Source organism: Microbulbifer elongatus (assembly GCF_020524885.1).
GTDB lineage: Bacteria > Pseudomonadota > Gammaproteobacteria > Pseudomonadales > Cellvibrionaceae > Microbulbifer > Microbulbifer elongatus_A.
In genome coordinates this window covers 1,090,510-1,103,993 of the sequence record NZ_JAIVKJ010000002.1, presented here as the reverse complement: position 1 = coordinate 1,103,993, position 13,484 = coordinate 1,090,510, and the positions used below count along the sequence as shown (strand labels likewise).

Annotated in this window: 9 protein-coding genes; 2 read left to right on the top strand and 7 right to left on the bottom strand. The window is 56.9% G+C overall.

Annotated features, from left to right (window positions below; all coding sequences use genetic code 11):
- Positions 1-285 (top strand): hypothetical protein (locus LC059_RS12095; protein WP_226704105.1); only part of this gene is annotated, 285 nt, incomplete at its 5' end.
- A gap of 409 nt (positions 286-694) precedes the next feature.
- On the opposite strand, the gene pssA is transcribed toward LC059_RS12095, so the two are convergent.
- The 4 genes from pssA to LC059_RS12075 form a co-directional block, all read right to left on the bottom strand.
- The gene (pssA, locus tag LC059_RS12090) at positions 695-1,621 is read right to left on the bottom strand and encodes a CDP-diacylglycerol--serine O-phosphatidyltransferase (protein WP_226704104.1); all 927 of its coding nucleotides are present in this window, start codon (positions 1,619-1,621) and stop codon (positions 695-697) included.
- 115 nt (positions 1,622-1,736) lie between these two features.
- Positions 1,737-2,762, bottom strand: coding sequence for a ketol-acid reductoisomerase (gene ilvC, locus LC059_RS12085; RefSeq protein ID WP_226704103.1), 1,026 nt, complete (start codon positions 2,760-2,762; stop codon positions 1,737-1,739).
- Between the two features lie 72 nt (positions 2,763-2,834).
- On the bottom strand, positions 2,835-3,326 hold the full coding sequence (ilvN, locus tag LC059_RS12080; protein ID WP_226704102.1) for an acetolactate synthase small subunit: 492 nt from the start codon (positions 3,324-3,326) through the stop codon (positions 2,835-2,837).
- 16 nt (positions 3,327-3,342) lie between these two features.
- Complete coding sequence (locus tag LC059_RS12075) at positions 3,343-5,079, bottom strand: acetolactate synthase 3 large subunit (protein ID WP_226704101.1); 1,737 nt, start codon at positions 5,077-5,079, stop codon at positions 3,343-3,345.
- Positions 5,080-5,633: 554 nt separating this feature from the next.
- Here LC059_RS12075 and LC059_RS12070 point away from each other — a divergent pair.
- Positions 5,634-6,134 carry a DUF4124 domain-containing protein gene (locus LC059_RS12070; protein WP_226704100.1) on the top strand — a complete coding sequence of 167 codons (501 nt, stop codon included), beginning with the start codon at positions 5,634-5,636 and terminating at the stop codon, positions 6,132-6,134.
- Between the two features lie 85 nt (positions 6,135-6,219).
- Here LC059_RS12070 and LC059_RS12065 read toward each other — a convergent pair whose 3' ends face one another.
- The 3 genes from LC059_RS12065 to clpB are packed head-to-tail and all read right to left on the bottom strand — an operon-like array spanning position 6,220 to position 13,211.
- Positions 6,220-9,324: an efflux RND transporter permease subunit gene (locus tag LC059_RS12065; RefSeq protein ID WP_226704099.1), complete on the bottom strand. Its 3,105-nt coding sequence runs from the start codon at positions 9,322-9,324 to the stop codon at positions 6,220-6,222.
- A gap of 29 nt (positions 9,325-9,353) precedes the next feature.
- Positions 9,354-10,547: an efflux RND transporter periplasmic adaptor subunit gene (locus tag LC059_RS12060; RefSeq protein ID WP_226704098.1), complete on the bottom strand. Its 1,194-nt coding sequence runs from the start codon at positions 10,545-10,547 to the stop codon at positions 9,354-9,356.
- 57 nt (positions 10,548-10,604) lie between these two features.
- The gene (clpB, locus tag LC059_RS12055) at positions 10,605-13,211 is read right to left on the bottom strand and encodes an ATP-dependent chaperone ClpB (protein WP_226704097.1); all 2,607 of its coding nucleotides are present in this window, start codon (positions 13,209-13,211) and stop codon (positions 10,605-10,607) included.
- Positions 13,212-13,484: the final 273 nt, after the last annotated feature.

The following is a 13,484-nucleotide window of genomic DNA, read 5'->3' as shown; positions in this document are numbered from 1 at the left end:
GATCCGTCGCTCCGCAAGCACCCACACATATTGCTTGATCGAATTTTTAAACAACTCAGCGTGGCGCTCGGCCCTCACTGTGGGATGCGCATTTTACACATCCAATCTGCTGAAGCAAGTGCTTTTTTGCAGACTTTCTTGAAGCTCGAAACCGTTACAAATCAACGCTTTCCGATGCTTCGGTCACCCTTGGGTAACCCCGAGAAGGACGCGCATTATATGGCGCCGATCTCGTTTGGCAAGCTCTTTTTCAAAGCTTTTTTCGCCCTTGAAAACCGGCCTTAGAAGCTCTGATTCTCAAGCGAAAGGAGCTGCCTCAGCCCCGTCGAAGTGGCGCGCATTATAGCGACCGCCTCGACCTTGGCAAGCGCTTTTTGAATTTCTTTTCCGGAGAAAAACTCCTTGAAAATCAACAGCTTATCTTACCTTCTCGCCGCGCCTTGCGTTGCCGCTCAAGCAGCGAGGGCGCGAACTATACGAGCCTGCCGGGGGCTTCGCAAGCACTTTTTTGAAAATGTTGAATTCGGCTCCCCGGGCGGGTTTTCGAGCGATAAAAGTCGGGGGCCACCAGTGTAGCCCGCCACTTTCGCACGGGGGATTCCTTCAGGATAGTGTCGAGGCGGCAAACTGCCAAATGCAAAGGGTGGAAATACCGGCCAATCACCCGGTGACGGGCCGGCAGCAGGATGGCGTTTTACTTACGATCTGTTTTTTCGTCAGATGACTGCGCCACTGTATCGTCAAGCACACTTTCATCCTTCGAAACTGGACCACCTGTTTCATCAGTCACGTCAACCGGGGCCACTGCCTGTTGCCGCCCCCGCAACGCCGCCCAGGCCCACATAGCGGGACCAGAAAAGGTGTACAGAATGGCGATCACTAACAGAACTCTCGGGGGGTCAATAGTCACCAGACTGAACACAAGAATGATCGCCAGCATCATTACGAAGGGTACTCGGCCTTTGAAGTCGAGCTTTTTGAAGCTCGTATAACGGAAGTTCGACACCATCAGCAGGCCCGCCGCTACCGTTACCAAGGCTGCGACGATCCCCAGCCCGGTGCCCACTTCGGCATCATGTCCCGCCCACACCATGCTGGCGACAATGGCAGCAGCGGTTGGACTTGCCAAGCCAATGAATACTCCCTTATCAACCGTATCCACCTGGGTGTTGAAGCGGGCAAGCCGCAGCGCGGCGCAGGCTGCATAAAGAAACGCTGCGGCCCAACCAAGCTTGCCCAGAGGCCCCAGCCCCCAGCTGAAAACAACCAGTGCAGGGGCAAGACCGAAGGAAACCATGTCTGAGAGGGAGTCGAACTGAACCCCGAAGGCACTCTGGGTATCGGTAAGACGGGCAACCCGCCCATCAAGCCCATCGAGAATCATGGCCGCGAAGATAGCAATAGCCGACGCCTCAAAGTTGCCACCCATACCGGCAACAATTGCGTAGAAGCCGCTGAACAATGCCCCGGTGGTAATCAGGTTTGGCAGCAGATAGACCCCTTTTGCGCGGACCTTTTTACCACTCGCGGAAACTTCTTCTTCCACATGTTCGTCCACCGGCAGACGAATTTCCTCTTCGGTCCGCAGACTCTCCGTCCGGGCACCCTTCTTTTCGCTCATACAAGCTTCCTTCAAAGCTGGAATTGGTTAGATACCGGGAGTGTACAGTGGCGAACCGGCAAAAAAAAAGCGGCGGGACCGCAAAGTCCCGCCGCTTTTCCCGAAAAGCCGCTGATTAACTGTTGCCTTCGGTCTTGTCGATGATCTTGTTGGCCTTGATCCAGGGCATCATTGCACGGAGCTTGGCACCAACTTCCTCAATCTGGTGTTCACCGCCAATACGACGCTCAGCCTTCAGGCGCGGCTGGCCAGCAAGGGACTCCAGCATGAAGTCTTTGGCGAACTTACCAGTCTGAATGTCTTTCAGGACACGCTTCATTTCAGCCTTGGTTTCTTCGGTCACGATACGCGGGCCGGTGACGTAGTCGCCGTACTCTGCAGTATTGGAAATAGAGTAGCGCATATCCGCGATGCCGCCCTGATACATCAGGTCAACGATCAGCTTCAGCTCGTGCAAGCACTCGAAGTAGGCCATCTCCGGCGCATAACCGGCTTCGGTCAACGTCTCGAAGCCAGCCTGAACCAGCGCAGAAACACCACCACACAAAACAGCCTGCTCGCCGAACAGGTCGGTTTCGGTTTCTTCGCGGAAGTTGGTCTCGATGATACCGGAGCGGCCACCGCCATTCGCGGAAGCGTAGGACAGAGCCAGTTCTTTAGCATTACCGGAGGCATTCTGGTAGATCGCAATCAGGGTCGGAACACCACCCCCTTCCAGATAGGTTGAGCGCACGGTGTGGCCAGGGCCTTTCGGTGCGATCATGATCACGTCCACGTCTTTCGGCGGCTCGATCAGCTCAAAGTGCACGTTGAATCCGTGGGCAAAGGCCAGAGCGGTGCCGGGTTTCAGATTCGGGGCAACCTGCTCTCTATATACCCCGGCCTGGTACTCGTCCGGGGTCAGGATCATCACAACGTCCGCATCTTTCACCGCATCGGCTACTTCAGCTACACGCAGACCTGCTTTCTCAGCCTTGGCCCAGGAAGCGGAGCCCTTGCGCAGGCCGACAACAACGTTGCTCACACCGGAGTCTTTCAGGTTGTTAGCGTGGGCGTGTCCCTGTGAGCCGTAGCCAATGATGGCAACGGTCTTGGACTTGATCAAAGAGAGGTCACAATCTTTATCGTAATAAACGTGCATAACTTACTTCCTACTTAGTGTGCTTTAAAAAGTCGCTCCGGGCTGCTCACCCTGAAGCCATGGCTTTGATACTTAAATACTGAGAATTTTTTCGCCGCGTGCGATTCCGGAGACACCGGAGCGGACCACTTCCATAATGGTGTGCTCACCCAGCGCCTGTAGAAAAGCGTCCAGTTTTTCGCTGGTCCCCGAAATCTGCACCGTGTACATATTGCTGGTGACATCGACAATCTGACCGCGGAAGATGTCCACACTGCGTTTGACTTCATCCCGCTGCGCCCCGGTTGCGCGCACTTTCACCAGCAACAGTTCGCGCTCGATATGTGAACCCTCGGTAAGGTCCACCAGCTTTACCACATCGATCAGCTTGTTCAGATTCTTGGTTATCTGCTCGATCTTGTGGTCATCCCCGATTGTGGTCAGCGTCAAACGCGACAGGGTAGCGTCTTCGGTGGGCGCGACCGTGAGGCTTTCAATGTTGTAGCCACGCTGGGAAAACAGACCTACTACCCGCGAAAGCGCTCCGGGTTCGTTCTCCATCAGAACTGAAATGATTCTGCGCATTTGTGTCTACCTCCCTTTACGTCCGTTCCGTCTTGCTGAGCCACATATCCCGCATGGAGCCGCTGGGCATCACCTGCATGGGATAAACATGTTCAGTCGGATCGACATAAACATCGATAAACACGGTGCGGTCCTTGATCGCGAATGCCTCGGTCAGCTTGCCGTGTAACTCATCGCGATGCTCGATCTTCATACCGAGGTGCCCGTATGCTTCCGCCAGCTTGATGAAGTCCGGCAGGGACTCTTCATACACACTGTTGGACAGGCGGCCTTCGTACTGCATTTCCTGCCACTGCTTTACCATGCCAAGCGCCTGGTTATTCAGGCACAGGATTTTTACCGGCAGGTTGTACTGGGTCGCCGTAGACAGCTCCTGAATACACATCTGGATACTGCCTTCACCGGTGACGCACACAACTTCCGCATCTGGATGCGCGGCCTTCACCCCCAGAGCCGCCGGCAGACCAAAACCCATGGTGCCGAGGCCGCCAGAGTTGATCCAGCGACGGGGCTTGTCGAACAGGTAATACTGGGCAGCAAACATCTGGTGCTGACCGACATCCGAAGTCACATAAGCATCGCCGTTGGTGATCTGGTGCACCGCACTAATCACCTCCTGCGGCATGATCATGTCGCCGTCGGTACGATACCGCGGCGCCGTGTAGAGGCCGTGACGCTCACGCCAGTCGTCGATCTGACGCCACCAGTCGACAATGGCGGACTGATCCGGCATTTCCTTGGACGCCTTGAGCATTTCCAGCATTTCTTTCAGAACCGATTGCACCGTGCCCACGATGGGCACATCCGCGGTAATGGTTTTGGAAATAGAGGCCGGGTCTACGTCAATATGGATCACCTTGGCACCGGGGCAGAACTTGCTCGGCGTATTGGTAACGCGGTCATCGAAACGCGCGCCTACCGCCAGAATCACATCCGCGTGATGCATGGCGGTATTGGCCTCAAAGGTGCCGTGCATACCGAGCATGCCCAGGAAGCGCTTATCGGTTCCGGGGTAAGCGCCGAGGCCCATCAGCGTATTGGTCACAGGGTAGTTGAGTCGCTGGGCCAGCTCGGTCAGCAGGTCGGAGCCATCGCCCTGAACGACACCACCGCCGGCGTAAATGACGGGGCGCTTGGCTGACAACAACAGTGCAACCGCCTTGCGGATCTGGCCGGCGTGCCCTTTACCCGCCGGGGTATAGGAGCGCATGCGCAACTTTTCCGGGAAGTTGTACGGGTAGCGATCCACCGGATTGGTAACGTCTTTGGGGATATCAATGACCACCGGACCGGGGCGGCCGGTAGAGGCAATATAAAAAGCCTTTTTGACCACCGCGGGAATATCTTCCGCGTTCTTGACCAGGAAGCTGTGCTTCACGATGGGGCGGGAACAGCCCACCATATCGGTTTCCTGGAAAGCGTCTTCACCAATCTTGTCGGAAGGTACCTGGCCAGAGATCACCACCATTGGAATGGAGTCCATATAGGCCGTGGCGATGCCGGTGATGGCATTGGTGGCACCGGGACCGGAAGTCACCAACACCACACCGGTCTTACCGGTAGCGCGGGCATAACCGTCCGCGGAGTGGGTTGCCCCCTGCTCGTGACGCACCAGCAGGTGCTTGATGCCTTTCTGTCTAAAGATGGCATCGTATATATGCAGTGCCGAACCGCCGGGATAACCGAAAATCAGGTCTACCCCTTCATCCTGCAGCGCGCGAACCAACATATCGCCGCCGGAGAGTAATTCCACTTGAGCCCCCTCAATAATTCCCAATTCTTAGGATCCGCATCATCCACAAACCACAGAATAGCCGGACGGCGCGAAAGCCAGACGGCGATTCTAAAGGAAAAGCGTGATAAATATCAGCCTTAAACGCATATTTAGCCCGTTTTTTAGGATAGCTTCACGGCAACGCCAAATTTGCGCGGTCCCCGACCGGTAGCGGAACCGGTATGCGGGCACCAAGGCCTCCAGATGGGGAGGGCCTCCTCGGCAGGAGGTGGTGAGCGCTTAGCCCACCGGGGAGTGAGTGCGGACCGCAGGGTGTTGCGGGGACATCTACTTCGCCGAGCGAAACACAAATTGTCCAGTTTGTGACCCGGGTGTCAACCGGAGAAAGGCACCAGCGTTGCTCTGGCCGCTTTAACTGATACATAAACTGTTAACTCGGTTGCGAGATCCCCACCCTTGCCCGTTACAATGCAGGCAGTGAGTCCATTTCGCGCCAAATTGAAACTGCTCTGGCACTACTCCGAACATACACAAACACAACAAGAAAATTCACAGATCAAGGCGACTCCCCAATGCGCACTTTTGCTACAACACTCTCCGGGTCACTGGCTTTGTCACTGAGCCTGCTGGCGGCAACCGCTCAGGCCGACGGTATATACAAGTGGGTAGACGAGAACGACGTGGTGCACTACGGCTCACAGCCACCACAGAAGGAGCAGGTGGAAGTGGTAAAAGCCCCAAAATCTGCGCGCTTTCGACAGTGGCAGGAAGAACAGCAGGCCCTGACCGCCAAGCGCAAGATGGAAACCGCCGCCGATGCGGACCAACCATCAACACAGGCGTCGCCCACAACCCCGAATTCCAAAAAGGAAAGCGCGAACACCCAGCCCAGCGAGGCAGAAATGGCCGCACGTGCCCAGCGCTGCCGCAGTGCACAACAGCGCCTGCAGGAACTACAGAGCCACGCGCGCGTCCGCGAAGTAGATGCCAATGGTAATTACCGGGTACTGCCGGAAGAGGAACGGCAACAGCGCATTCAGCGGACTCGCCAGATTATGCAGACAAACTGCTGACCCCTGATCAATGTCCCGGTGAGTGCACCGCCACTCACCGGGCTAGATCCCAGCCCCTCTCACTAATTACCGCCCACACACGCCCTCACACCTCTCTGCTGCCATCCTGTGCGTTCTCCTTTGCGCTGTTCTGTGCTTCCGCCTGTAGATAGTCTCGCCCCAGAAACAGGTACATTGCCGGCACGACAAACAGTGTGAACAGGGTGCCGATGGTCATACCGGAAGCCACCACTAGCCCCATGGCAAAGCGGGCTCCGCCACCGGGGCCGGCGGCAATCAACAGCGGCACCATCGCCAGCACGAGGGACGCCGTAGTCATCAGGATCGGGCGCAGTCTGATACTGGCGGCCTCTTCGATTGCCTCACGCTTGCTCCTTCCCCGCTGTTGCAACTGATTGGCAAACTCCACAATCAATATGCCGTGCTTGGAGATCACCCCGATCAGGGTCACCAGTCCCACCTGGGTATATATATTGAGAGTGGTGAGCCCCAGGCTGACGAAGATCATTGCCCCGCACACACTCATGGGGACGGTCATCAGCATGATCAGTGGGTCACGCCAGGATTCAAACTGTGCGGCCAACACCAGATAAATGACGATCATGGCAAAAAAGAACGTGATTACCAGATCCGATCCTTCCTTTTTGTACTGGCGCGACTGCCCGGAATAGTCCACCGAGTACTCCCGCGGCAACACTTCCTGAGCCGCAGTCTCAAGCACCCCGAGGGCCTCGCCCAGTGGCACCCCCGGACGGGGGACACCGGATATGGTCACCGCATTTAACTGCTGAAAGCGTTTCAGCTGCTGGGGCTCAACGGTTTCCTCCAGTCGCACCAGGGTAGACAGGGGGACCAGGCTGCCATCGCCGGCGCGAATGTAATACTGCTTAAGTTGATCGGCCGTCAGGCGCTCGACCCGCACCACCTGAGGAATGACTTTGTAGCTGCGGTTTTCCAGCGCAAAACGGTTTGTGTAGGCGCCCGACATCATCGCGCCAAGCTCACGCGCTATATCAGCCATGGTGACACCAATAGAAGCGGCCTTGTCCCGATCAATGACCACCTCTATGCGCGGCTTGTCGAGCTTCAAATCCGCATCGAGGAAGATAAAGCGGCGACTGGCACGAGCGCGCTCCATAATATCATCAGCAAAACCGGCGAGCGTCGATATCGGCTCAGTGGTGCCCACCACAAACTCTACCGGCAGACGCCCGCCGGCGGTCGGCAGGCTCGGCGGCACAAAGGTGGCGACCTTCAGCCCGGCAATCTGAGAGACTTCGCCGCCGATAACCTCGCGCATCTCCTGGGTGTCCCTGTCCCGCTTGTTCCACGAGGACAGCACAAACCCGGCAATCGCACTGTTCGGGCTATTCCCCGCGCCGCCTACGCCGTTTAGCAAAAACAGGTTCTCCACTTCGGGGTGCCGATCCCGTACCCCATTAATTTCCTTGGTGTACTGCTCCATGTAGTCCAGGGTCGCGAAAGAGTCGCCACTGGCAATGCCAAGGATAAAGCCGCGGTCCTCTTTGGGTTCGAGTTCGCTGGGGGAGGTAATAAACAGGAAATAGCAGCTGCACAGAACCACACCCCCAAACACCAGGATCACAAGCCGAGCATCCAGTGCCCGATGCAAGCGGCCGCGGTAACCCGACTCCAACTTTCCCAGGCGCTGCTCTATCCAGGCCTCGACACGGTTACTCCGTTCACTATCCTCCGCGCGCAGCACCTTCGCCGCCATCATTGGTGACAGGGTGAGCGCAACAACGCCGGACAGTAATACGGCGGCGGCCAGCGTAAAGGCGAACTCCACGAACAGGGTGCCGGTGAGGCCGCCGAGGAAACCGATGGGTAAGTAGACCGCAATCAGGGTCGTGGTCATGGCGACTATGGGCCAGGCCAGCTCACGCGCGCCCTTCACTGCCGCATCCAGGGGTGTCATACCTTCTTCGATATGCCGATGCACATTCTCCAGTACGATGATTGCGTCATCCACCACGATGCCGATGGCAAGCACCATGGCAAGCAAGGTCAGCAGGTTGATGGAAAACCCCATCAGCAGCATCAGGAACAAGGCCCCCACCATCGACAACGGCACCGCGATTGCCGGAATAATCACACTGCGAAGCGACCCCAGAAACAGGTAGATCACCACGACTACGATCAGCACTGCCTCGGCGATGGTCTTCACCACCTCATTGATGGAGTCCTGAATGTACTCGGTGCTGTCGTAGGGGATTTCCCCCAGCATTCCTTCCGGTAACTGAGGGAATATTTCGTTGTTAAGTTCGTCGCGTACATCGGCAATCACATCCAGTGCATTGGCATCCGGTGCTACCTCGACCGCAACAAATGTGGCAGAGCGCCCGTTAAACGTTACCGAAGTTTCATAGGACTCAGAGCCGAGCTCGACCTCGGCAATATCTTCGAGCCGTACCAGCTGATCGCCGTCGGCACGCACCACCAGCTGACGAAACGCCTGCTCCGTTGCGATATCCGTATCCGCGCGAATATCCATCGCCACCCGAGTACCCTTGGTGCTACCGATGGAGGCCAGGATATTGTTCTGGCGCAGTGCGCTGCTCACATCGCCGGGCGTTACGCCCTGTGCGGCCATCTCCGCCGGCCTCAGCCAAATGCGCATCGCGAAGGTGCGATTGCCGAGTAGCTGTGCCCGCTGCACTCCAGCAATGGTCGAGAGCTTGGGTTGCACTGCGCGCGTGATGTAATCGGTGATCTGACTGTTGTCGAGGATTTCAGAGGAAAAAGAAAGGTACATGGCAGCGATGGTCTCTCCCACCGCCAAATCTACCGTGGGGTCCTCCGACTCCAGCGGCAATTCATTGCGCAGCTTGTTGACCTTGGCGACTACCTGGGTGAGGACTTGATTCGGGTCGTAATCCAATCGCACATAGGCCTGGATTACCGAGATACCCTGAATACTGGTGGAGACGATGTAATCCAGCCCATCGGCAGTGGCAATTTCCTGCTCCAGTGGCGTTGTGATAAAACCCTGCACCAGGTCTGCATCTGCGCCCACATAGACGGTGCTGATGGTGATGACCGCATTTTCCAGCTCGGGATACTGGCGCACGTTGAGCTCGGATGAAGAGCGCAGCCCGAGCAAGAAGATAAAAAGGCTAACCACACAAGCCAGAACCGGTTTGCGAATGAAGATGTCGGTAAACTGCACTCAGCGTCCTTGCCAGCGTCGCTTGCGCGCTAACTGTTACCCGGCTTCGGAGCCAGTTGCTCCGGCGGCGGGTTATCGTTGTTAATAATCACCCCACCCTCATTGCGCAATTTCAACAGGCCACTGGTCGCGACCTGCTCACCGGCCTGAACACCCTCGATTATCTCGATCATGTCCCCGCGTACCTCACCGGTTTTGACGAAGCGCTTTACCGCCACCAAATCCGTTTGCGGCACGGGCGCACGCCCGCGCATTTGACGCGGTGGCGTTTTTTCCTGGGCCGTCCCTTGCTGCTTGCGAATAATAAATACTGCATTGCCGTAGGGTGCATAGCTGATCGAGGTACGCGGAACTACGAGAACGCTGCGGAACTTCTCCACCTTCACCGCGACATCGGCAAACATGCCGGGGCGCAAACGCCCCTCGGGGTTATCCAACGTGGCCTGAAGTAAAAACGTGCGATTGCGTGGGTCGATGGCCGGGTCAATAGCGGTAATGCGCCCTTGAAAGGTGACTTCGGGGACGGCCGGAGCGGTAAGCTCAATACTCTGGCCCTCCTCCACGCGAGAAAAGTCCCGTTCAGATAAGGAGAAATCCACAAAGATTGGGTGTAGCTGCTGCAGGGAAACGACCGCATCACCGGGCGCTACGTTTTGCCCCAGGTCAACCTGGCGAATACCGAGACGCCCTGAGAACGGGGCAGTGATTGTGCGCTCTTCGATAGTGGCGCGCTGGACCGCCAGGTTTGCGAGAACCTGGTCGATACTGGCCTGCGCCTGGTCCAGCTCGCGCAGGGTGGCGACACCTTTCTTGTAAAGCGCGGATATCCGCTTGAATTCCCGCTCTGCCAGCCGACGCTCGGCCTCCAGCACCTCGATCTGTGCGGTTTCCGGCTCCGCAATCAGCTCCACCAGCAAGGCCCCCTGCTCGACGGACTGGCCGGATTCGAAATAAATGGCCTTCACTTTGCCCTGGGCCTGGGTTGTGACGTCGACACCATTCACCGCACGTAAGCTGCCAACGGCATTCAGGCGGGCCTGCCAACGCTGCTGCTGAACACGGCTCGCGGTCACGGTGGCGGGCGGCAGCGACATGTTGTCCATGGCTTGATTCATCATGTACATGCCGAAAAACTTGAAGCCGAAGATGCCACCGAAAACCACAAGGCAGCCCACGAGCATCCAGAACATGCGCCGATTAAAAAACTGCCTTGCCAGTGTCATACATCCCTTCCATTACCACCGACCCGTCCGTGGGCCTACCACCATGTCAACTGCGCGTCATTTGTTGAAAACCGCTTTATCTCCTTCAAGAGTTGCGTGAACGGTGTCGGCCGGAGCAAATTTTCCAGACAGCACATCTTGGGCCAGGGGGTTCTCGATCCACATCTGGATGGCGCGCTTCAACGGACGCGCGCCGTATACCGGGTCGAACCCGACATCAGCAAGCTTGTTGAGCAACTCCTCGGAGACTTCCAGCTTGAGATCCCGATCCGCCAGACGGTTGCGCAGGTTCTGCAGCTGTATCTCCGCAATGGAGCGTACTTCGGCGCGATCCAGGGGGTGGAAAACCACTACCTCATCGATACGGTTAATAAATTCCGGACGGAAGTGATTACCCACTACATCCATCACCGCCGCTTTCATCTGACGGTAGTGGATCTCACTATCCACTTCATCGTCGTCTTTGGCGCTAGCGTATTTCTGGATCAGGTCTGAGCCCAGGTTAGACGTCATCACCACTACGGTGTTGCGGAAATCGACGGTGCGCCCCTGGCCGTCGGTCAGGCGACCATCTTCCAACACCTGCAGCAGAATATTGAATACGTCCGGATGCGCCTTCTCCACCTCATCCAGAAGCAGCACCGAATAGGGCTTGCGGCGCACAGCTTCGGTGAGATAGCCACCCTCCTCATACCCGACATAGCCGGGAGGAGCGCCAATCAGTCGGGCGACCGAGTGCTTCTCCATGAACTCCGACATATCGAGGCGCACCATGGCATCTTCGGTATCAAACAGGAATTCCGCCAGCGCCTTGCACAGTTCGGTCTTGCCCACACCGGTCGGGCCGAGGAACAGGAAGGAACCATTGGGCCGATTGGGATCCGCAAGACCTGCACGGGAGCGGCGCACCGCATTGGATACCGCCTCTACCGCTTCGGCCTGCCCGATCACGCGATCGTGTATGGCACCTTCCATTTTCAACAGCTTTTCCCGCTCGCCTTCGAGCATCTTGGACACCGGGATACCGGTCCAGCGGGAAACCACTTCCGCCACCTCTTCATCGGTCACCCGATTGCGCAGCAACTGGTTGTCGCTGGTATCGCTGGTATCGGAGGCCAGCTTAAGCTGTTGCTCCAGCTGCGGAATTATTCCGTACTGGATTTCGGACATACGCGTCAAATCGCCAGCGCGACGCGCGGCATCCATATCCAGCTTGGCCTGTTCGAGCTTGTTCTTGATATCTGCACTGCCTGCGAGCTTGGCTTTCTCCGCCTTCCAGATCTCCTCGAGATCGGCGTACTCTTTCTCGATGCCGTCGATATCTTGCTCAAGCTTCTGCAGACGCTTTTTCGCTGCCTCGTCATCCTTGTCTTTTTTCACCGCTTCGCGTTCGATCTTCAGCTGGATCAGGCGGCGCTCAAGCTTGTCCATTTCCTCTGGCTTGGAGTCGATCTCCATACGAATACGGCTCGCCGCTTCATCGATCAGGTCGATGGCCTTATCCGGCAACTGACGGTCGGTGATATAGCGCTGAGACAGCTTGGTGGCAGCAATAATCGCGGAGTCAGTGATGTCCACGCCGTGGTGAACCTCGTAGCGCTCTTTCAACCCACGCAGAATGGCGATGGTGTCTTCCTCACTGGGCTCATCCACCAACACCTTCTGGAAGCGACGTTCCAGCGCCGCGTCTTTTTCGATGTACTGGCGATACTCATTCAGGGTTGTGGCACCGACGCAGTGCAGCTCACCGCGAGCCAGCGCCGGCTTCAACATATTGCCCGCATCCATGGCGCCTTCCGCCTTACCGGCACCGACCATGGTGTGCAGCTCGTCGATAAACAATATGACACGGCCTTCCTGTTTCGACAGTTCATTCAGTACCGCTTTCAACCGCTCTTCAAATTCCCCACGGAATTTGGCGCCGGCCAACAGGGAACCGAGGTCCAGCGACAGCAGGCGCTTGTCTTTCAGCCCTTCAGGCACTTCGCCGTTAACGATGCGCTGGGCGAGCCCCTCGACAATGGCGGTCTTACCAACGCCCGGCTCACCGATCAGTACCGGATTGTTTTTGGTGCGACGCTGTAGCACCTGGATGGTGCGGCGAATTTCATCATCGCGACCGATGACCGGGTCCAGCTTGCCAGCTTCCGCACGCGCCGTCAGGTCCATGGTGTATTTATCCAGGGCCTGACGGGCCTCCTCTGCCTGCGGATCATTCACTTTCTCATCACCGCGCACTTTGGTAATGGCATCCTGCAGATGTTTCAGGTCGCCGTGGGCATTGAGGATTTTGGATACTTCACCGGCAGCGGAATCAAAGGCTGCCAGCAGAACGGTTTCGCTGGCGATAAAACTGTCGCCGTTTTTCTGGGCTTGCTTATCCGCCAGATTGAACAGGCGCATCAATTCCTGGGACATGCCGACATCCCCGGTCGGCGCGCTAACGGTAGGCAAATTGTCGAGACGCTTGGCAAGATCATTACGCAGGCCGTTGATGTTAAAGCCAGCCTGATTCAGAAAGGCGGTCACACTACCGTTGGACTGATCCAGTAGCGCCTGCAGTAAATGTTCGGGATAAATTTGATTGTGGTCGCGCCCCACGGCGATGGATTGTGCGTCCGCTATTGCCGCCTGTAAGGGGTTGGTCATCCGATCGATGCGCATGGTGCTCTTGCCCTCTTATGATCATTGACGCGCCGGAAAATGGAAAAAACGGCGCTGGGAAACGCAATGACGAATACAGTCTAGTGCTGATCTTCAATTTGCGGGCTGGTGACGGGTTTTCAAGCTTTGTTGGTTTTCAGCCCCGAAGGAGGTGAAGTGGCGAAGCTGCACTGGGCAAAGGTTTTCGAAACCGCTGTGAATACGTCCATGTACGCTGTGTCGGCGACATCCCTGTCGCCGACGCTTTCGAAAACCTTCACCCAGCACACCTTC